This window comes from Cytobacillus oceanisediminis (genome assembly GCF_022811925.1).
Classification (GTDB): Bacteria; Bacillota; Bacilli; order Bacillales; family Cytobacillaceae; genus Cytobacillus; species Cytobacillus oceanisediminis_D.
Genome location: NZ_CP065511.1, coordinates 3,969,622 through 3,989,677 on the forward strand (window position 1 = coordinate 3,969,622; position 20,056 = coordinate 3,989,677).

The following is a 20,056-nucleotide window of genomic DNA, read 5'->3' on the forward strand; positions in this document are numbered from 1 at the left end:
AAAGCAGCCAATGCTGCTGCTTTTTAATGGCTGCCATGACCACTCTCATCCATATTTTCCATTTCCGGGCTGCCTGATTCTTCTTCAGGTTCACTTGGCTGGCCAATAACAAATTCTTTTTTAGGCATATTATGCATCCTTCGAGCCGTTACATGTGAATATATATAGTAGGTTCCTTCTTCTTCAAAGCTTTTCTCCAGACGATAAATCCCGTTTTCCGCATGTTCAACTAGAATTTTTTCATGTTCTTCAGCATTCGCTCTCCAGATTTCAAACTTTACTTCATCAGCATCTGTAACCTCTTCTTCCCCATATGCAACTTTTGCTTCAAAAACTACCGGCTCATTTGCTTTTGCTTTTTCAGGATTAATGGATAACTCGACTTCCAGGAATTGCGGTTCTTCCTCAGCTGCATTATTATTGCTGCAGGCTGTCAGGCTTACCATGATCATTACTGGGAGCCAAATACTTAATAGCTTCTTCATCATAAATCTCCTTTATCTTACCTTATTTCGAACAGCGGCAGCACGATTCTAACCGTTGTCCCCTTATTTAATTCACTTAAAACAGTCAGCTCACCTTGATGGAGCTTGACTAGCTTTTCTGCAATCGCAAGACCAAGGCCTGTGCCGCCATCTGATCTCGTTCTGCCTTTATTCACTCTATAAAATCTTTGTTTAATTTTGCTTAAATGTTCTTCAGAAATCCCTATCCCTGTATCCTCTATTTCAATCACGCATTTATCTTTCTCTTGAGATAAACGGATCATGATTCTGCCTTCGGCTGTATACCGAATTGAATTGTCCATAATATTTTGGATAACCTGCTCAATCCTGCCTTCATCCCCATTGACGATTACTTCAGGATCCAGGCGGTATTGTAAATCCAAATTTTTTTCACGGAGGATAGGCTTGTATTTTTCAATAGCATCCTCTATAAGCTGTCCCAGCGGCAGCGGCATTTTTTCAAGTTTATATTCGTCGGATTCAAGTTTAGATAAATCAAGCAGGTCTCCCACCAGACGTTCCATCCTCCGGGACTCTCTAAGGATCAGCTGCAAGTATTTTTGCCTATCCTCCTCAGATTCTGCCATCTCGGAAATGAGTGCCTCACTGTAGCCCTTTACATAGCTAATGGGGGTTCTTAACTCATGTGATACGTTTGCCAGAAAATCCTTTTTCTTTTCGTCTTCTTTTTGTATAGATGAGGACATATGATTAAAAGCATTTGCCAGCTGGCCTATTTCGTCCTTGGAATCAATGTTTAAAGTAATATCATAGTGTCCCTTTGATACATGGTCAGCTGCAGCCTTCATATCCAATAGGGGCTTTGTCAGTTTTTTAACCAGCATGGTACCTAAAATGATGCTGATAACCGTAAAAACCATTGCAGCAGCAAACCAAAGATACGCAAAATCCTGGGTAATCTCTGAAATTTTTGCAAGGGGAACATATAAATATATTATGCCCTGCAGCCGATTATCATCGAGAAGCGGAATAATGACCCCCATAATTTTTCGGTCAAACCTTTTTTCATAGCCCAATTTTTCAACTGCACTGCCTTTAAGCAGCTCTTCACGTTCTTCTTCACCAATTAGTGTCTGATAGTCAATTTCAAAAGGCAGACAGGCGCTAAGCTCTCTAGGATTACTGACAATAAAAACCTCTGTTTCTGATTTTGAATTATACCAATCGATTTTTTCCCTGAGCTCCTCTGTCAAAGGCCCCCCCTCGTACTCTGACGAAAGACTCCTGCCTTCAGTCAGCAGGGATTCCCTTACATTTTCCACATAAATTTTTTCATAAAATAAATAAGATAAAAAATAGGAGTATAAGATTGTAATGATAATCGCGGCTGTCACTGTCAGCCACATTTTTTTGGCCAGGCTATTGGTCAGGAATTTCATTCACTTGGCACCTCGAATTTATAGCCTACTCCCCAGACTGTTTGGATATAGTCCCCAACCCCCAGCTTCATTCTCAGCGTTTTAATATGAGTATCCACTGTTCTTAAACTTCCTGTATAATCAATGCCCCATATATATTCAAGCAGCTGCTCCCTGCTTAATGCCTGGTTTTTATGTTCGATAAAAAATAGCAGCAATTCATATTCTTTAAGAGTAAGCGTGACCTGCTTCCCCGCAACTGAGACTTTCCTTGCTTTTTTGTCAATTGTGATCTTTCCAATTTGAATTGAATCCATGCCACTTTTTAATCCGCCTGTTCTTCGTAGGACAGCATTCATTCTGGCAATAAGTTCTCCAGGACTGAAAGGTTTGACAATGTAGTCATCCCCTCCTATCTGCAGAGCTTTCACTTTATCCCATTCCTCTCCCTTGGCAGAGAGAAATATAATTGGCACATTTGATTTTCCCCTGATTCGAGAACATACTTCAAATCCATCTTCAACAGGCATCATTATATCCAGAATAACTAAGTCCATCACATTATTTTCCAGTATGCCATATGCTTCAAAGCCGCTTTCTGCTGAAAAGCATGTAAATCCTGAATTCCCCAAGTACATTTCAATCAAATGCCTCATATCTGCTTCATCATCTATAATCAGGATATTCAGCATGTCATTTCACACTCTCCCTAATAACTATTTTAAAAGGGCCCTCTCCAACCTTAATATTTTTAAGCGTTTTTAAATTTTTTGGCTCTAGTATATGTAAATCATTACTGTCATAACCTGCGACCAAAAGTATATCTTTTGCAAAAGCCATTTCAAAGGGATTTGCTGCAACCGAGACAGAGGCAGCTTCTTCCCCTGATTCATTAATTTTATATAACATATTTGATCCATGGCTTAAGACATATACATAATTTTCTTGTCCAAGAAAATTAATCGGCATCGAAGCAGCTGAAATTTTCTTTTTTAACTCCCCGGTTTCAGTGTCATACACATGGATATTTTGTTCAATCTCAACTCCTTCTCCATGTCCGCCAATCCAGATTTCACCGCTTTTCTCATTAAGCCAGGCACCGGCTGCTGAAGGATGGATTGTAAATTCCCCGCTTTTTGCTTTTGATTCAATATCGATAATTCCCAGTTTTTCATGATTGAAGCTTAGGACAAATAACTTATTCTCTTCACCAGATTCGAGGAGGGTAAGCGGATCTCTTTCCGTCTCGACCTGTTCTTCCTCCTCTCCATTTAAATTAAAGAACCTAATTTTGTTTAAGTTTTGATCTGCAAAAGCTATTTCATTAGTATCAAGCAGGATGCCATTGACGATACCTTCTCCTGTCTCCCAGCTATCAATCAGTTTTCCTTCCTTTAAGGAATATTGATCAGCCGTTTCAAGCTGTTTTCCATAAAGAAGAATGGAATCATTGTCCGGGAGAATCAGTGCCCCTGTATAAGGTTTCTCCATGATCCACTCTGCCACCAGCTCCTTCTTAGCCAAGTCCACAAAAGATAAGGTCATATCCTTGATATTCACTGTAGCAGCAAAAGTTATATCATCAGGAATTGCAGGCTGTCTCTTTTCTGAGCAGGAAGTAAGGAAGGCGGCTAATATCAATAATAAGAAAAACCAATAATTTTTTTTTGACATACCATTTCTCCTTATGACTATCTTACCTTCATCTTACCTTAATATTGTGAGATAAATGTGAAAGGATCTTGAAACCTATAGAAAAACTGCTGAATTCAAAAAAAATAGGAAGCTTTACCCTTCCTATTTCAAACATTCAAATTCATTGATATGCATTTGGATAAGTGCGTTTTTAGATGTTTCCTCCAACTCTGAATGTGTTATCCTCTTAACCGCAAGGTAAAATTTTTCATAGATCGTTTTACGGACTCTAGGATGGGAATTTTCATCCTTTAGTTCCCTGGAGATTGCTTCTTTCAATATAATTTCAGCATTATGCTCCTCTTCGAGTTTCCGGTTATTCCAAAGCTTCCGGTATTCATTCAGAAGCTTTTCATAGTCTGCACTCATTACTGCCACTTCCCTTCCAAAACAGGAAACCATTATATTTCCTTAGATGTATTTTTACATAAATAATTTTATAAATGCAAAAAATATAGCTAATATGCCAGAAAGGAGAATGAGTTTATGAATTCACCTTATCGGTGCCCAAACTGTAAAACCAACAGAAGCCGATTTAATATTATTCAGCAGGTGCCTCAATCCATCAAAATGGATCCTCAGACAGGGAATGTATTGGAAGAGTACAGCAATGAACAGCTGTCCCCATTCCATATGCCTTATAAAGGCCCTGACAAGAGAGTGCAGTGTGCTGCCTGCGGACTTGTGGAAGACGAGCGCACATTCATCAAATTTGGCGAAAAACAGTAGTCTTGCTGAAAACGAATAAAAGCTTGAGATATTATTCTCAAGCTTTTATTCGTTCACTAACTTATTTTCATTTAGGAATCTTTTATTGTCCACTTTCCATGGGTCCGCTTGTGAAAAGCGAACAAGATAGATGCTGCCTCGAAAATGCAGTCTGCCGCGTTTTTTTATAAACCAGTCTGCTTCCACCGGCACTTCCAAGCTCAGCTCGTCTGTCAAATCCTCAGCAGGAAGGACAGGCATCGCACTTAGCCTTACATTTTCTATGCTGGGCAGGATATTATTCCAGGCTAAGGGCTGGAGGGAAATGGGCTGTACTAGCTTGGGATCCTGCTGTTTTAATCCGGCCATGAATGCACTGATTACTTCATATGGATTTGCATTATAGAGATATCCATCAAGTTTCCCTGCTGCTTTTAAGATCATCAGCATATGTGATAAATCCATGTAATTGGTACGGTGGGTGGTACTGCCATAAAAATGAATACAGAAGTGCCCAGGAAAGTTGTTTTTCAGTGCTCCGCCTCCATGGGGCATTCCATGCATTGAAGCGGCAATCCACTGATTTCCATTAATAACAATGATTGCCCGCCGCTTCCAGCTCCATTTTCCTCCATAAATGCTTTTCATTATTTTTGTCTCTTCAGCATTTAATGGCTGAACATCAGCATGATGGCTGCCGGCTCGTCTTTGAACTTTAAACTTCTTGCCTGTTTCAACATCTAGAACAGTAAATTTACTGTATCTAGGCAATATCCCATTCACTTTTTCCCAAGGGATCATCTCAATTTGCCAGCTTATCCCCTCTTCGCTTGCAGTAGTGTGAGTGCCTCCTGCAGCAAGAAGAACAATGAAGATCATGATTGCGTGTATTGTTTTCATAAGTTCCACTCATTTTTTATGTTTTTTCGGTTCAGCGTTATATATTGAGTTTCCCAAAAACAGGTTTTTTTCATTCATCTTAAGGAATAAAAAAATCGCACAATTTGAGTGCGATTTTTCTTATCTTTAATCTATGCCTTCTAAGGTTTTTAACCTTTTTTCAATTTCTCCCCAGTCAAGATTTTCTCCTATAAAAACCATATTCAGGGGCATATTTATGTTTTCCTGCATATACAGCGGCATTCCATAAGAAAACTGAAAAAGAAACGGGTACTGTGATGAATTCAGTTTCAAATATCCTTTTATTCTGTAAACAGTATCAGGGAGGCCTCTTAGAAAGTCCTCAAATTCAGACTGAATGACAGGTTTTTGAAACTGATAAACAAAAGTGCTCAAGCGTAGATCAGAAAAAACATGTGACCTGGATGCGGGGCTCTTTTTCCCGGTAGACATGCCTCTTACCTCCTTCACAGCGATCTTTGAGTACGAAGTTAAGATGCTGAAAGCCTGGCTGTTTAGACCCTGAATCTCCATCGTAAGCCGGGCCTGTTCCGCTTCGGTAAGTTCATCTGCTTTATTTAATATAATTAAATCCGCATGCCGCACCTGCTCAATTAAGAGCTGCTGAATCTGCGGGCTCAACAGCCTTCGATTAAGCCATCTGGGACCGTCAACAACAGAAAGAACCCCTTTCACCAGCATGCGATCTGCAAAGAGGGGGGAAAGGATGCTATCCAGAACTTCAATGGGATGAGCAGCGCCTGTTGTTTCAATATAGATCGCTTCCGGCTTATCAACCATCAATAACTCCTGAAGCTGAGCTTCCAGCTTATCTGAGATTGTACAGCATATGCATCCGTCAAGCAGCTCCTTTAAAGGTACATCCTCATCGACCACGTCTGAGTCAATTGATACTTTCCCAAGCTCGTTCATCATGACTGCCACTTTCCTGCCTTGCTTTTTTTCATCCTGGAGCAGCTGCTTAAGAAGTGTAGTCTTTCCGCTCCCAAGAAAACCTGATAATATATAAATTTCTGTGTTATTCATATTTTTCCCCTTCTTCACGATCTGCAAGTATTTCTTCAATCAAAATCATCATTTTCTTTTCTATTGAATCAATATCCAGATTTGTTAAGTAACCAACAGAATGAAACATTTCCTGTTTGCATTTCCAGATGGGAATATATGCATTTGGAAAAAAATCATCTTCCGTTTCAATTCCCAATTCCAAAATGGACTCATAATCAACTTTAAATACATCATTTTCTGATGCACGGCGGCCTTTAATGGTTCTGATCAGGTCCACTACCAGATTTTCCCCGCCGGTTTGAAAGTCTGTTTTATAGTTATTAAGAAGTTTTTCTGCAAGCTTTTCGCAATTTTGTTCAATATCTGATATTTGATTGCGGGTCTGCTCATTAAGTTCCACTATCTGCTTCAAAGGATCACCTCTTTATAGCTATCCTGTCTAATGACACATTGTATATGATTTTAACAGTCCATACAAACCATAAGACATATTTGCTATAATCTCTAATAAGGATGGTGGAGTTAATATGCTCGAAAATACCGGAGAAAGAATCATACCGGAGGAAATGCCAATTACAAACGGAATGCTTCTGGAACATTTGGCGCGTTACTATTTTGCCCTTTATTATGCAAGAGGAAGAGTCCTTGATATTGCCTGCGGAACGGGGTACGGCTCGAAAATTATGGCAAAAGCCAAGAAAAAAGAAATTAATGAAATTATCGCAGTGGACGTTGATGAAGAAACACTGAAATATGCCAGGCAGCACCATTTTCATCCTCTTGTGCAATATGTAAAAGCCAATGCAGAAGATGAAATCCTCCCTGATCAATTAGGATTCTTTGATGTGATAACGAGCTTTGAAACGCTTGAACACCTGGCATCAGAAGAAATATTTCTTAATAGCCTTTATAAGATGCTAAAGCCTGGAGGGACTCTCATTTTATCCACTCCATTCGGCGCCGGAAGGGGAAAACCAACAAAAGAGCCCTTCCATTATCACCAGCTGACTGAAGATGAATTCACCGATCTGTTTAAGTCATACGGAGTGACGGAATTTTATTATCAGAGAAGTGTTCTTATTGAACCGAAAAGAGAAGGCAAACACTACCCTTTTGGGATTGCGGTCTGCAGAAAAAATAAATGAGGAGCCCCACTGGCTCCTCATTTTTAAAGCGCTATGACTCTTATCTTCACTATTCTTTTTCAGCCTTCAAAAACTGCTTAAGTGCTTCTGAGTTTTCTTCAAAATCCAGCTGGAGAACCGATCCGGCATGCTCATATGTTTTATTTTCAAAACTGTCTGTAATCGGCACCCTCAGTGTTTCAATATCAGTAACAGGGTCCATTAAAAATGAAACACCTAAGGCTATTGCTTCCTCAATCTTTAAGTCAGTTTCAACGTATTTCAATGCCTGGCTGATCACTTCCGGAAATCTTGCCAAACCAGCAGGTGATGAGAATTGATTCATCACTTCATCTTTAAGCTCTATCAAAATTTCCTGCTGCCTGTCCACTCTCCCAAAATCACTTTGTCCATCATGGCGAAATCTCACATACGATAAAAGGTCGCTCCCCTTAAGTTTTTGCTTCCCGGCCTCCAAATCCAAGCCCATATCTTCAATCATTGCAGAACTGACTTCCACTTCAATTCCATCAGGGGCAATGGCATCAAGCATTTTTGTAAATCCCTTAAAATCGATAATTGCAGTATGATCGATTTGGACTCCAAAGTTTTGTTCTATTGTATCCTTTAATAAATCCTTGCCGCCTATATAATAAGCATGATTCAGTTTGCTGTACATATATTCATAATCTGGAATTTTAACATAGCTATCCCTCATTAAAGAGACCAATTTAATCGAATCTCCAGAGGGTACATAACTGGCTAGAAGAATAGCATCAGAACGTGACTCCTCTTCTCCCCTGCTGTCAACACCAATCAGCAAAAAATTTTTCGTTTCATTTCCAATAGCTGATGGCTCTTTATCTTCCTTTTCAGCCTCATCAGCTGAAGAATCCTGCCTTACCTCATTGCGATCTTCTTTTTGCTGAAAGGAAGTACAGCCGGACAGGATGGCTGCAGCCAATAAAAAAACAATCATTATATTCTTCAAGCGAATCACCCCAGCGCTGCTTATAGTAAAGTTTACTATCATTGTGGGAAAGATGAATGCTTTATATACCCATTTTCTATAACAGGAATACATTTATCCATGAAAAAAGCTCTCCAAAAAATGGAGAGCTTTTGCCTTAAGATTCTATTTGTTCTTTCAGCACTTCGGCTGCTTTTTGAATTTGCGTATCATTTTGATCAATTTTTTCACGGAGTTTTTCCATCAGTCTAAGGGTAGACTGCCCTGATAATACTCCATTTTGCTCAAGCTTTTCAGCATCCTGAAATTCCTTGACAGCCTGTTCTGTTTTTTCATCAAAGAAACCGTCTTCTCTTCCAGGATCATATCCAAGTGCTTTCAGCATTTGCTGTGCTGCTTTAACCTGAGCTGAAGAAGCAGAAAGCTTTAATTCAGTGTCAGGATTAATAAATGGCAGTGTAGCATAATCCGGCAAGGTCACTTTGTGGTCTGGTGTTATTCCCTTTTTATGAATCCAATTTCCATCCGGAGTCAGCCACTTTTCAGTAGTGAATTTCATGTTTGATCCATCGGAGAAGTCCTGTGCACGCTGGACTGTGCCTTTTCCAAACGACTTTTCACCGACAAGCGGCACATCTGCAGACTCGTGTACTGCTGCGGCCAAAATTTCTGATGCACTTGCGCTTCCTTTATCAATCACAACTACTAAAGGAATATTCGGGTTTTCTTCTTTCGTTGATTTAACTTCTTCCCTGTTTCCATTGCGGTCTTCAATTTGGAATAAAATCTCGCCATCCGGGACAAACAGGCTGGAAATTTTCACTGCCTGATCCAGAAGGCCCCCAGGATTCTGGCGAAGATCAAGGATTAATCCTTTCATGCCCTGCTTCTGCAGCTCATTCAGAGTTTCCACCAGCTCTTTAGAAGTATTTTCCGAGAAAGTAGTAATCTGCACTTTTGCAATACCATCTTCAAGCATTTCCCCATAGACGGTTTCAAGCGGGATAGTATCGCGGGTAATGGAAATATTCATAGGCTCATCTGAGCCAGGGCGCTGAACTGAAAGTTCTACCTTAGTGCCTTTTTCGCCTCTGATCAGCATAACGGCTTCTGTAGAACTCATCCCCTGAAGGCTTTTTCCATCAACTGACAGGACCTTGTCATTCGGTTTAAGCCCGGCTTTTTCAGCAGGTGAACCTTTTAATGGTGAAACAATTACAATATAGCCTTCCTGTTCCTGGATTTCAGCTCCGATTCCTTCAAATGAGGATGAAATACTCTGATGGAAGCTTTTGGCTTCTTCCTCGTTCATATAGTCTGAGTATGGATCATCCAGCGCTTCAAGCATACCATTAATAGCGCCATTTATAAGGTTATCCTGGTCAACTTCCTGGAAATAGTTTGTTTTAAGGGTATCATAAGCTGTATAAAGCTTATCAAATTCCCTTCTTTCGCCTGTTCCAACATCTACTGCTTTTTCATCACCAAAAGCCAGTGCAAAGGTAGTAATCCCAGCTGAAAGGAAAACAATAAAAAACAGCAGCATGACAAAATGAAACTTTTTCATGCGGATAAAACCTGAATGGTTATTATCTGGTGTTTCGGAAGTTCCTTTGTTTAGGTCTTCATTCTGCAAACTCTTCACCACTTTCGTTACCGTAAAATAACTATGTACAATCCTTAATGATTAGAATAACATTTTTATCGAAAAAATAACAAAGAAAAATGTGTATGTGTAAAATTTGAAAGAGCGCCAGCGTATATGCTAAAGCGCTCCTTCTTATGTTAGGCTACCCCATAGCCTTGATCTTCTATCGCTTTTATTAAGTTTTCCTTATCAGCTTTTTTCGGGTCATACTCGATTTCTGCATGTTCATCGTGAAAGGCAATGGCGACGCTTGCCACGCCATCAATGGAGAGAAGGGCATTTTTGACCGCCTCTTCGCAGTGGATGCAGGTCATGCCCACAACTTTAAGTAAAACTTTTTCCAATGTATGAACCTCCTTTTTCCCTGTAAAACCTTAGTTTATTATTACCTCATTTAAGTGTGTTAATAAACATCGAGTCAACAGTCGGCGGCTTGATGTATGCCAACTCAGGAATCATACTTCCCCTCAATATAAACATCGAGAAAATAAAAGATTAATGTTTAGCCAGTATAGACCATATTTTATTATATAGTCTCATTTTAAAAATCCACAAGCATCCGCCTAATCCTATACACCAGCCTTCCCTCAAGCCTCTCATCACTTTTTTAAGGAGTGAATTATAATGATACTCGCAGTGTTATGGCTAAGTTTCGCAGTTTCATTGATCAGCCTTATTGCAGGCATCATGAATCAGTCATGGAAACTTGCATTTTTAAGCTTCCTTCTTCTGCTGCCTTTGGGATATTATTTATCAGGAGCAGAAAACACATTCCGCTTTTTATCGGCCCTTCCAGTTGTTCCTCTTATTTTAGCAGTTATTTACTATTTCCAATCGGGGAAAAGCATATCAAAGCAGAGAAACAAATGAAAGAGGCCTTTTTGGCCTCTTAGATTTTTTTAACAATATCGAAGTATTCTTCCAAAGTCCATTTCTTTTCGTAAATGACTTTTGCAGCCTCTGTACCCACATATCGGAAATGCCAAGGCTCAAATTTATAACCTGTGATGGCTTCTTTTCCTTTTGGATAGCGGAGAATAAAACCGTAGCGATGTGCATTTTCAGCAAGCCACTTTCCTTCCTTTGTTTCCCCGAATTCTTCTGAAAGCTCAAGGTTTGCACTTCTGCTTGAGATATCCATTGAAAGGCCTGTCTGATGCTCACTGCTGCCCGGAATGGCAACAGCCAGAACTGCTTTTTCTTTTCCTACTCTGTTTACCTCTGCATCAAAAACCTGTGATTGCCGTGTAAATGAACGATACCCAGAAACTGCAAACAATTCAACACCTTGATTTAACGCTCCGGTAAATAACTTTTCCAAAGCCTGTGCAGCGTCCTGCCGCATATAGCTTTTTTCCAAATCTAATTTCCCATAAGAAAATGCAACTTCAGGGATCATTAACTTGGAAGGTTCATAGCCATCCGGAAGGCTGAATTGTTTATTCACAAGGGCCATTACATTTTCAGGATTCTGAATTATATTTCTGCCATCGACAACTTTAACATCATTAAAATATGCCGCTTCCAATGAAAGAGGATCATCTTGAATTCCTTCATTGTCTTCATTGCCTGCTTCCCCGGCACTGTTTTCATCTCTCTTTGGGGATTCATCTTCTTGAGGAGGTTCCTCAAGGCTTTTTTCTTCCCCAAGGAACGGTACTTTTTCAATAAGCGGCTGGACCTTATCCAAATATGGATCAAGCTGGCTGCAGCCGGAAAGCAGGAGGCTAAGAGTCCCTGCCATGATTATGATCTTTTTCATTCAAACTCACCTGTCTTTTTTTGTCTAGCGCAAGCAGCCTACCCCCTCGAGGTGTCGTGGGTGAGCTCCAAGGAATGCTTCCTTGGACTAACTTCGCAGGAACAAGTGATCTTTACTTGTTCCGAAGGCGCTTCCGCTTTTCTTTTTCTTTGCAACATTACTATTTTAACACTACACGTCAACTAGTCCATAATTGTGTAAAAAACAGGACAAACGGCACAAAGCATGCTTTTTATCGATTTCTTTTCCAAAAATTTCAAATCGCACTCATCAAAAAAAAATAAAACTGGCTCTATGAACCAGTTTCATTCCATTTATTCCTTAACAGCAGCCTCAAGTGCAACTTCAATCATTTCATTGAAGGTAGTTTGCCTTTCTTCAGAAGTTGTTTCCTCACCTGTTAGGATGTGATCGCTGACTGTTAAGACAGAAAGCGCCTTGCGGCCAAACTTCGCTGCAAGTGTATATAACGCAGCCGTTTCCATCTCAATCGCCAAAATCTGATATTGTGCCCATTTTTCGTGGTCAGCATTGTCATTATAGAACATATCAGCTGTGAATACATTTCCGACTTTAAGATTTAATCCTTTTTCAACACCTGCATCATAAGCTTTTTTCAAAAGGTCGAAGTTAGCTGTCGGCGCAAAGTCAACTCCTCCGAAAGTCAGCCTATTCATTTGGGAGTCTGTAGAAGAGCTCATTGCCAGGATTACATCCCTAACTTTCACATCTTTTTGAATCGCACCGCATGTGCCTACTCTAATTAAGTTTTGAACCTTGTAGCTCTGCATCAGTTCATTAATATAGATGGAAATGGATGGAACTCCCATGCCTGTGCCCTGAACTGATATGCGTTTCCCTTTATACGTTCCAGTATAGCCAAACATGTTACGGACTTCATTGTAGCATTCTGCATTTTCCAAAAATGTTTCTGCAATATATTTTGCACGCAGAGGGTCTCCAGGAAGCAGGACCGTTTCCGCAATTTCGTTTTCTTTAGCACCGATATGTATGCTCATAATCAAAACCTCCAAATTATTTCTGAAGCCTCTGTAAATGCTTCCAAGTCAAACTATACCATATGTGCCATCACTTAGAAACAAATTACATAAGGCATGTTTTTTCTCTGTACGGGAAAGCTATTTTTAGCTTTTCCAAAGGAGGTTGTAATCATGCCGCAAAAAGGAATGAGCAAAAAACTCAGGCAGGCTGTACAGCATGCTAATGAGACAAATCCATCTTCCAGGGCTAATACTGAGCCCAATACATCCAAAACGGTTAAAACAATAAGCAATCGATAAGCGGAGGGATTAGGATGGGCAAAAAGCATCGCAACCGTATAAATTCACCAAAGAAAAATAATCATATTCCTGCTGAAGCAATTATTGCAGAGCAAGAAGCACACGGCAAGGAATACTCTGCCAATAAACGTAAAAACAGCCCGGGATCAAACATAACTGAATAAAATAAAAATAAGCAGGAGAGCTATAGTGCCTCCTGCTTTTTCATAGTTTAGGGAATTTATGAATATAACGATGTGAATAACTTTGAGAAAAAAATATCTGCATCCAGCTCCAGCGCCTAGCCCCTCGGGTCATAAGTCAATTCACTCCAGAAATCAGGACAAGGAACGCTTCGTCAGCGATACATCGCCCGACCAAAGCTTGCTTTGGGAGGTTTCCTGCTGATTCGTCTTATGCCTGTCGGACTTGCACAGGATGTGCTGGCTTCAACGTTCGACACAGGACGTGGCGGTTTTTAGTTGAAGTTCATCCGATCAAGGCGCTTCCGCTTTTGTTCTTTAGCGTATATGTATTCGATTAACTTCCTCCCAGCCGCCCGGCTTTAGCTGATAATAAAATTGCCCTCTCCTGCCTTCATCAATATAGATTATATCCCCTGTGGAAATAAATCGGCCATCAAAATCCCCAGGGATTCGGTCATGCACATTAAACTTCCTAAAAACTGAATCCAGGCATTCCACATGGGTTAAAGCTTCGACATTTAGGCGATATACTTGCTCAAAGCCTTTTTTGTCCCTAAATTTAGGTGTTTGAAAGATCGTCACATCATATTCTTTTCTTTTGATTCTTGTTAATTCCTTCAGCATTTGGCATCCCCCTCACATTCTATGCATCCGCTTTTTTGGCTGATTTACCTATCAGACAAATTCAGCTGCTTTGACGAATAAGGTCTTCAAAAGCATTTTTTATGACATTTTTTTACTAGACGGCCAAAATTTCTAAGAACAATTTTTTATTACTGTTTAATTAGCCATTTTTCTTGTCGTTTCCTCCATCAAAAAAATACTACTTTTGTCGATTCACGGTTTTTTTCATAAAGAAAACGCTTTCAAAAGTGTTTAACCTGCATATTATGTATAAAAGTCTTTACTGGAGGTGACGAAAATTGTGGGTATCTAAAAAGCCTGTTTTATATTCAATCCTAATCGGATTGGTAATAATGACTATTTCTTATTTTTTTCAGCCTCTCATGCCTTTTCAGTCTATCGCTCACAGAGGCGCATCCGCACTTGCACCGGAAAACACGCTTGCCTCCTTTGAAAAAGCTATTGAATTGGGCTTTGACTATATCGAGTTAGATGTAAGGCTGAGCAAGGATAAACAGCTTGTTGTTATCCATGACGCTAATGTTTTGCGCACTACCGACGGAGAGGGGCTGATTGAGGATTTGACGGTTAAGGATATAAAAAAGCTTGATGCAGGATCCTGGTTTTCTCCTGCATTTGCCGGTGAAAAAATCCCATTATTAAATGAAGTATTAAAAAAAGTCAGCGGAAAAACAGGAATCATAATTGAAATGAAATCACCTGAAAATCAGCCTGGCATGACAGAGATTCTGGCAGACATGCTAAATTCTTATAAACCAGACAATCACATAAAAGTCCAATCTTTCCATATTAATGAGATGAAAAAATTCCACCAGCTTGCTCCCGAAATTCCTGCAGGCCTGCTGCTGAGCAAACACCTGGATTTGTTTCATTTGGCATCCTACCGCGATTTTGCCTCTTTCCTATCTGTACACCATCTCTTACTTTCCAAGTCCTTCATTAATCAAGCTGAGTTATTCGGATATGAGATATACTCGTGGACCATCAGCAAGCAATACCAGTTTGCAGACATGCAGCGGCTTGGTGTTCACGGAATTATTTCCGATGATGAGAAGAGAATTCCCGACTCAATCATGTACGTGTTAATCACCCCATTTTTAAAAGGACAGGATTTCCTAAAAACACTTCTGGCATAACTATCTGCATTCCACAGCCGCAGTCTGAGCATAAAAAAACGATGGGCGTCACCCATCGTTTTCGTTAGCATTTATTTAAGCATATTTTGCAATGACAGACTGAAGCTTTTGCTGCATATAAGGAATATCTGCATTTGTAACAGTGAAACGGACAAAGGTTTCATCCATTTCCAATGCTTCTGCCAGGAATCCGCCCAACCCTCTCGCTTTGCGGTCTACTTGCATCATGATCTCAGTCTCACCATTTGACTGTGGAAAAAATACAACTTCAAGTTCATCCAGCTTTCCTCTGAAAGGACCGGAGACTGGAACAAATTCAAACTCTTGTATAAACGGCAGCCTTCTGCGGAGGCGGTGCGGAGCCTGTTCGCATTCTGCTTCCCGCAAACGGAATCCCATACTCGAAACAGCGTTCAATACAGAATCCATTAGCGGGTTTGCCACTACTCGAATATAATCCTTATCGGCAGGATCCACCGCGTTTTTTATATCCAGCCCAGTCGCAACCCAAATATTTGTTTTCCCAAAAGACAAAGGTGTGTCAGCTGGAAGGTTAAAGGTAAAAGGAATCTCCTTTCGTTCATTCGCAGCCAGGGTGAAGGATTGAGCAAGCCTGAAACGGTCAATCAAACCGGAGACTGTATATTTTTTATCATCTGATTCTTTAATGTAAGTAGTATTCAATGAAAGATAAATATCATCGATTTTCTGTTCGGTGCTTCCCCCTGTAATCTCGACAACGCCTCTGAGGGCTTCACCTGGGGCTGCTGAATCCTTTTCAAGTTTCGTATCGACTTTTGCCGATCCAATTCCCACACTTGCCAGGACCTTATTAAAAAATGACATATGCTTCTCTCCCTAGTTCTTTTTTTATTTTATTTCTTTCCCAATTGAAGATTTACCTTCAAGCCGGCCAACTTTTTTTAACCATTTCCGGCGGTCTTTACTATATATAACACAAAGCACTTGCTTCATTTAGATATACGTGCTCATAACAAGAAAAGTTTCATTTTTCAGATGTGCTGCCACATATTATTTATATTTACGGAAATTGCTTTATCATTTCTCAGCGTTTTCTTGAAAGATGATGTGTGCTTGTAATTCGATGTTTCAGAATATGTATGTGCTTGATGCTCCTGCTGCTTCGCAAAAAAATGACGAGCACCTTTCCTCGTCATTTTTCTATATTAGTCATCTTCAATTTCTTCATCAATGATGCACTTTTGCAGGAGGTATTCAAATGTGATATCCGCAAGTTCATCCAATTCTCCTTCAGTAGGAACATAACCTCTTTTTGCCAGCTCATGAAAGAAAAACTCAGCAATTTCTTCCGTATCTATTACGACCTCTATTTCCTTCACAGCAACGCCCCCTTTGTACAAAATGTATGAAGCACTGGCTGGATTCATGCAAAACAACTTTCAGAAAAGTAATTCTTTATTTTGTCTTACAGTGCATTTTTCTTCAGTAAGGACATACATATAGGATAAGCAGCTGATAACGATCCATTTTATTCAGTAATTGAGGAGGCAGCGACATGTCAAGTATATCCAGACTGGCCCTAATAATTAAAGAAGATGTCAATCGTGAAGAAAGCTCCATTATAAATCTTTATAGCAATCTATTAAATGCCTGGTTTAAGCTGGTCAAATGGTTTGGCATCCCATTTTTACTGTATCTCCTAATCACTTGGCTCTAAGAAGAGCTTAGATCCCTGAGCTGCTTTACACAGTGCTCTTATCATCATTATTGGCAATATGCTTCAGTTTTCTGAGTATAACCCGCATAATATGCTTATACTCATCATCCTGAAACATTTCAAAAAGAATACGATAATCATTATATATATCAAGCAAACCATCAATCAGCACTTTTCTTTCTTTTATGCCTTCAAGCAATTCCTTTTCTGCCTTGCGGAATGAATGAGCGGTTTCCTTTAATTCAGGCAGCTTATCTTTTTTGTTTATCATATAAAGGAGTCCCAGCTTCTGGATAAAAGCATCTGCACTTTCAGCATCCGCAACGAGTGTCAGCTCTTCCTCTCCTGCCTCCAGCCATTCCCCGTCATTAATTCTCGAAAGCTCATAAATAACATCTTCCCATGCATCTTCTTTGTATCTCCAAATTTCCGTCCTGAAGCCTACTATTTTGAAAAGATCCGAACCATACCCCTTGACTTGGACAAGGTCGCCAAAAAAGTATTTATATTCGATGTCAATATGCTCCTTTTCCATAATCTCACCTTCATACTCAGACAGCATTTGAAGGCTGGATTCCATATATAGACCTTCACTTTTATTGACTTCATAGACGTACATATCATCTAGCCATTTCACATCTGTTACTTTTCCGACTGTACCATAAATAGTGATCACGACTGTATCACCGATTTTGTACTTTGGTTTCTTCTTTTTGCTCATTTCCTCCATCCTCTCAATGACTGAGTCGTGAGTATTGAATACAATAGTATATGCACTTTTTATGAAAATCGTCCGTACGTTCATCACAATCAAGCGAAAAGCGCAGACGTCCCATTTTAAATAATTGCTCTTTTCTCATAGATTGTTGTTTTTGATTATGAATTCAGCCCGTTGCTTTCCGCTGCGGGCACTTGCTTTCCGCGGGGAGGAACAGAGCTCCTCGGCTTCGCCTGTGGGGTCTCCCGCTCCCTCTCCTCCCGCAGGACATTGAATAAGCTTCTTCGAATGTGCACCGCACGAAGGAAATGCGTAAGCATTTTCGAGGATCAAGTGCCCTCCGCTCCAATCAATTCAGTAAATTAAACAAGTTATTAAAAAGCAACGAACTTTACGAAAACAGCCTTAATAAAAAAACACTCCAGAGTCGGAGTGTTTCTAAGAAATCATTTAGCCCTCAGAAAGTATATACAATTGCCAGACTTCATCAAATACAGACATGCTCTCCGGATAACTTCCGTTCAATTCAAGGTAAGAGCTGATCTCATCATAATCATAGGCTGTTTTCGGAAAGCTGTGATCCTCATATGCGTCATTGGCAAAACGGCTGATGTGATCCTTTGATGCAGGGTGCCTGTACTTCATTAAAAAGTGATAGAAAGTTTTGGACATGCTAACGCCTTCCCCTTTATTCTGTCGTTCATTAATTTATTTTCTACTATAATCGAATTGTGCTCAGTTCGTCTACTAATTCAAAGAAAAAGCAGCCCGCATATCTTTACGGGCTGCCCTTATCACTTACTTATCATAGGAAGAGAAATCGAAATAATTTCGCTTCAGCAGCCTCGGCTGCTCCATCAATTTTTCAAAATTTATTTCTTTTCCGATCTTTTTCGCATCAATTAAAAATAGTTGGTCCTCAATCTCCTTAACAAGATCATCGGACTGGTAAACCATATCACAATCCCTGCAGGAAATGGAAGGTGTCTCATTGATTTGGATGGCCCTTGTTCCATCAGGCAGCTCCCAATAAACAGTTTCCCTGCTCTCATTTATATTTTGGCTTTCACACCATGCACATTTAATTTGCATTCTTAACCTCCTATTCCTTTGCCGCTGCCGTTTCGGCATCCGTTTCAGCTGCTGGATTCTGCTTCGTCTGCTGGGCATTGAATTTCTTTTCCTTTAGTTCATCCCGTTTGTCACGTTTATCCTTCAATGAACTATGGGATGGATCGCTTTCATATTTTTCACGGCGGTCAAGTCTTGCAAGCCCTTCAGGTACAAGATTAAACTGCTGATCATTCATCAGCGCGGCTATTCCGACATTGGACCGTTTTTCATCCATTTCCGGGTAAACTTCTTTAAAATACCCTTCAGCACGGCCAGGAACATAGTTTTCCGGCTCCGGATAAGTGGTTATGACTCCTTCAAAATTACGAAGGACCACTTTATCGGCACTTTGTGATATCAGGTAATTCGGCTGCAAGGAGATTTTTCCGCCTCCCCCAGGCGCGTCCACAACAAAAGTTGGAACCGCATATCCCGAAGTATGTCCTCTTAATCCTTCAATGATCTCAAGCCCTTTTGAAACTGGTGCACGGAAATGGCCAATGCCTTCAGATAGATCACATTGATAAATGTAATAAGGCCGGACCCGGATTTTAACAAGGTCATGCATTAGTTTTTTCATAATTGGAACGCTGTCGTTTATACCCGCCAAAATAACGGATTGGTTGCCAACCGGAACACCGGCATTTGCCAGCATCTCACATGCTCTCTTGGAATCTTCGGTAATTTCAATAGAAGTATTAAAATGTGTATTTAGCCATACCGGATGATACTTTTTCAGGATACTGCATAAATTTTCGGTAATCCGCTGCGGAAATACAACCGGTGCCCTCGTGCCGATTCTGATGATTTCAACATGATCAATTTCCCGCAAATTCTTCAGAATGTATTCAAGGATATTATCATTGATTAAAAGTCCATCCCCGCCAGATATGAGAACGTCTCTAACCTGAGGGGCACTCCTGATATAGCTGATCGCTGCATCAAGCTGTTTTTTCGGCACTCCCATGCCAATTTGACCGGAAAATCTCCTCCTTGTACAATAGCGGCAATACATGGAGCATTGGTTTGTCACCAGAAATAAGACACGGTCAGGATAACGGTGCGTCAGGCCAGGGACAGGTGAATCTTCATCTTCATGCAAAGGATCTTCAAGGTCATATTTTGTTTTATATATTTCTTTTGAAATTGGTACTGATTGCATTCTTATCGGGCATCGCGGATCATCCGGATTCATTAGTGAAGCATAATAAGGTGTAATGTTCAGCGGAATCGTCTTAGTCGAGATTCTTACCCCTTCTTCCTCATCCGGAGTGAGATTTATGACTTTCTTCAGATCATCAACAGTGCGAATCGTATTTGTCAGCTGCCAAAGCCAATCATTCCATTGTTCTTCTGCGACACCCTTCCACAGCTCAATGTCTTTCCAGTGCCGATCCGGCTTATATAAAAAGTTTTTCATTTAAATTCCCCCTATATGGATTTCTTTAAAATACTTACTGCAAGAATCATGCCATTTTTGAAGCTTTCGTATTATCATATGAAAACCTTGCCGGAGTGGCGATTGTTAGCAGCTGAGG

The 20,056-nt window shown here is 40.2% G+C and carries 27 protein-coding genes; 7 read left to right on the top strand and 20 right to left on the bottom strand.

Features of this window, described 5'->3' with window-relative positions; all coding sequences use genetic code 11:
- Positions 1 to 23: 23 nt before the first annotated feature.
- From IRB79_RS19845 to IRB79_RS19865, 5 genes are all read right to left on the bottom strand, one after another.
- Positions 24 to 485 (bottom strand): FixH family protein, encoded by a 462-nt coding sequence (locus tag IRB79_RS19845; protein WP_243509556.1) that lies wholly within the window; start codon positions 483 to 485, stop codon positions 24 to 26.
- Positions 486 to 502: 17 nt separating this feature from the next.
- Positions 503 to 1,906, bottom strand: a complete 1,404-nt coding sequence (locus IRB79_RS19850) for a sensor histidine kinase (protein WP_243504340.1) — start codon at positions 1,904 to 1,906, stop codon at positions 503 to 505.
- Positions 1,903 to 2,577, bottom strand: coding sequence for a response regulator transcription factor (locus IRB79_RS19855; RefSeq protein ID WP_243504341.1), 675 nt, complete (start codon positions 2,575 to 2,577; stop codon positions 1,903 to 1,905). Before IRB79_RS19855 ends, IRB79_RS19850 begins: the two co-directional genes overlap by 4 nt.
- Before the next feature lies 1 nt (position 2,578).
- Entirely contained in the window at positions 2,579 to 3,559 is a 981-nt protein-coding gene (locus IRB79_RS19860; protein WP_243504342.1) for a YncE family protein, read from the bottom strand.
- A gap of 123 nt (positions 3,560 to 3,682) precedes the next feature.
- Positions 3,683 to 3,949 carry a hypothetical protein gene (locus tag IRB79_RS19865; RefSeq protein ID WP_243504343.1) on the bottom strand — a complete coding sequence of 89 codons (267 nt, stop codon included), beginning with the start codon at positions 3,947 to 3,949 and terminating at the stop codon, positions 3,683 to 3,685.
- Positions 3,950 to 4,066: 117 nt separating this feature from the next.
- Here IRB79_RS19865 and IRB79_RS19870 point away from each other — a divergent pair, with 117 nt between their 5' ends.
- Positions 4,067 to 4,309: a DNA alkylation repair protein gene (locus IRB79_RS19870; protein WP_221878047.1), complete on the top strand. Its 243-nt coding sequence runs from the start codon at positions 4,067 to 4,069 to the stop codon at positions 4,307 to 4,309.
- Between the two features lie 45 nt (positions 4,310 to 4,354).
- On the opposite strand, the gene IRB79_RS19875 is transcribed toward IRB79_RS19870, so the two are convergent.
- From IRB79_RS19875 to IRB79_RS19885, 3 genes are all read right to left on the bottom strand, one after another.
- Entirely contained in the window at positions 4,355 to 5,188 is an 834-nt protein-coding gene (locus tag IRB79_RS19875) for a hypothetical protein (protein ID WP_243504346.1), read from the bottom strand.
- Positions 5,189 to 5,314: 126 nt separating this feature from the next.
- Entirely contained in the window at positions 5,315 to 6,235 is a 921-nt protein-coding gene (locus IRB79_RS19880; protein WP_243504348.1) for a CobW family GTP-binding protein, read from the bottom strand.
- On the bottom strand, positions 6,228 to 6,629 hold the full coding sequence (locus IRB79_RS19885) for a hypothetical protein (protein WP_243504350.1): 402 nt from the start codon (positions 6,627 to 6,629) through the stop codon (positions 6,228 to 6,230). The genes IRB79_RS19880 and IRB79_RS19885 overlap by 8 nt, the downstream gene beginning before the upstream one ends.
- 115 nt (positions 6,630 to 6,744) lie before the next feature.
- On the opposite strand from IRB79_RS19885, the gene IRB79_RS19890 reads away from it, so the two are divergent.
- A complete protein-coding gene (locus tag IRB79_RS19890; protein WP_243504351.1) occupies positions 6,745 to 7,362 on the top strand; it encodes a class I SAM-dependent methyltransferase in 618 nt (205 codons plus the stop codon).
- A gap of 49 nt (positions 7,363 to 7,411) precedes the next feature.
- Here IRB79_RS19890 and IRB79_RS19895 read toward each other — a convergent pair whose 3' ends face one another.
- From IRB79_RS19895 to IRB79_RS19905, 3 genes are all read right to left on the bottom strand, one after another.
- Entirely contained in the window at positions 7,412 to 8,341 is a 930-nt protein-coding gene (locus tag IRB79_RS19895) for an LCP family protein (RefSeq protein ID WP_431833395.1), read from the bottom strand.
- A gap of 127 nt (positions 8,342 to 8,468) precedes the next feature.
- On the bottom strand, positions 8,469 to 9,947 hold the full coding sequence (locus IRB79_RS19900; RefSeq protein WP_279401032.1) for a lmo1851 family serine protease: 1,479 nt from the start codon (positions 9,945 to 9,947) through the stop codon (positions 8,469 to 8,471).
- 149 nt (positions 9,948 to 10,096) lie between these two features.
- Positions 10,097 to 10,303, bottom strand: a complete 207-nt coding sequence (locus IRB79_RS19905; protein WP_243504355.1) for a heavy-metal-associated domain-containing protein — start codon at positions 10,301 to 10,303, stop codon at positions 10,097 to 10,099.
- Positions 10,304 to 10,583: 280 nt separating this feature from the next.
- On the opposite strand from IRB79_RS19905, the gene IRB79_RS19910 reads away from it, so the two are divergent.
- A complete protein-coding gene (locus IRB79_RS19910) occupies positions 10,584 to 10,829 on the top strand; it encodes a hypothetical protein (protein ID WP_243504357.1) in 246 nt (81 codons plus the stop codon).
- Positions 10,830 to 10,848: 19 nt separating this feature from the next.
- Here the strand turns inward: IRB79_RS19910 and IRB79_RS19915 are convergent, their stop codons facing one another.
- Positions 10,849 to 11,721, bottom strand: a complete 873-nt coding sequence (locus IRB79_RS19915; protein ID WP_243504360.1) for a M15 family metallopeptidase — start codon at positions 11,719 to 11,721, stop codon at positions 10,849 to 10,851.
- A gap of 314 nt (positions 11,722 to 12,035) precedes the next feature.
- Entirely contained in the window at positions 12,036 to 12,740 is a 705-nt protein-coding gene (gene deoD / locus IRB79_RS19920) for a purine-nucleoside phosphorylase (protein ID WP_243504361.1), read from the bottom strand.
- Positions 12,741 to 12,893: 153 nt separating this feature from the next.
- Here deoD and IRB79_RS28075 point away from each other — a divergent pair, with 153 nt between their 5' ends.
- Together IRB79_RS28075 and IRB79_RS19925 are read left to right on the top strand one after the other, a co-directional pair.
- Positions 12,894 to 13,022 carry a hypothetical protein gene (locus IRB79_RS28075; protein ID WP_258750918.1) on the top strand — a complete coding sequence of 43 codons (129 nt, stop codon included), beginning with the start codon at positions 12,894 to 12,896 and terminating at the stop codon, positions 13,020 to 13,022.
- A 14-nt stretch (positions 13,023 to 13,036) separates the two neighbouring features.
- Complete coding sequence (locus tag IRB79_RS19925) at positions 13,037 to 13,186, top strand: hypothetical protein (protein ID WP_243504365.1); 150 nt, start codon at positions 13,037 to 13,039, stop codon at positions 13,184 to 13,186.
- Between the two features lie 336 nt (positions 13,187 to 13,522).
- On the opposite strand, the gene IRB79_RS19930 is transcribed toward IRB79_RS19925, so the two are convergent.
- Positions 13,523 to 13,831 carry a YodL domain-containing protein gene (locus IRB79_RS19930; protein ID WP_243504367.1) on the bottom strand — a complete coding sequence of 103 codons (309 nt, stop codon included), beginning with the start codon at positions 13,829 to 13,831 and terminating at the stop codon, positions 13,523 to 13,525.
- A 299-nt stretch (positions 13,832 to 14,130) separates the two neighbouring features.
- Between IRB79_RS19930 and IRB79_RS19935 the strand changes: the two genes are divergently transcribed.
- Entirely contained in the window at positions 14,131 to 14,988 is an 858-nt protein-coding gene (locus IRB79_RS19935) for a glycerophosphodiester phosphodiesterase (RefSeq protein ID WP_243504368.1), read from the top strand.
- Positions 14,989 to 15,063: 75 nt separating this feature from the next.
- Here the strand turns inward: IRB79_RS19935 and IRB79_RS19940 are convergent, their stop codons facing one another.
- Together IRB79_RS19940 and IRB79_RS19945 are read right to left on the bottom strand one after the other, a co-directional pair.
- Positions 15,064 to 15,834 (bottom strand): sporulation protein, encoded by a 771-nt coding sequence (locus IRB79_RS19940; RefSeq protein WP_243504370.1) that lies wholly within the window; start codon positions 15,832 to 15,834, stop codon positions 15,064 to 15,066.
- Between the two features lie 341 nt (positions 15,835 to 16,175).
- Entirely contained in the window at positions 16,176 to 16,349 is a 174-nt protein-coding gene (locus IRB79_RS19945) for a YozD family protein (protein ID WP_009332582.1), read from the bottom strand.
- Positions 16,350 to 16,525: 176 nt separating this feature from the next.
- Here IRB79_RS19945 and IRB79_RS19950 point away from each other — a divergent pair, with 176 nt between their 5' ends.
- Positions 16,526 to 16,687 (top strand): hypothetical protein, encoded by a 162-nt coding sequence (locus IRB79_RS19950; RefSeq protein WP_243504372.1) that lies wholly within the window; start codon positions 16,526 to 16,528, stop codon positions 16,685 to 16,687.
- Between the two features lie 25 nt (positions 16,688 to 16,712).
- Here IRB79_RS19950 and IRB79_RS19955 read toward each other — a convergent pair whose 3' ends face one another.
- From IRB79_RS19955 to ablA, 4 genes are all read right to left on the bottom strand, one after another.
- Positions 16,713 to 17,408, bottom strand: a complete 696-nt coding sequence (locus tag IRB79_RS19955) for a hypothetical protein (RefSeq protein ID WP_243504374.1) — start codon at positions 17,406 to 17,408, stop codon at positions 16,713 to 16,715.
- A 447-nt stretch (positions 17,409 to 17,855) separates the two neighbouring features.
- On the bottom strand, positions 17,856 to 18,077 hold the full coding sequence (locus IRB79_RS19960; RefSeq protein ID WP_243504376.1) for a YozE family protein: 222 nt from the start codon (positions 18,075 to 18,077) through the stop codon (positions 17,856 to 17,858).
- 126 nt (positions 18,078 to 18,203) lie between these two features.
- Positions 18,204 to 18,491 (bottom strand): YokU family protein, encoded by a 288-nt coding sequence (locus IRB79_RS19965; RefSeq protein WP_243509562.1) that lies wholly within the window; start codon positions 18,489 to 18,491, stop codon positions 18,204 to 18,206.
- Between the two features lie 16 nt (positions 18,492 to 18,507).
- A complete protein-coding gene (gene ablA, locus IRB79_RS19970; RefSeq protein WP_243504379.1) occupies positions 18,508 to 19,938 on the bottom strand; it encodes a lysine 2,3-aminomutase in 1,431 nt (476 codons plus the stop codon).
- Positions 19,939 to 20,056 lie beyond the last annotated feature (118 nt).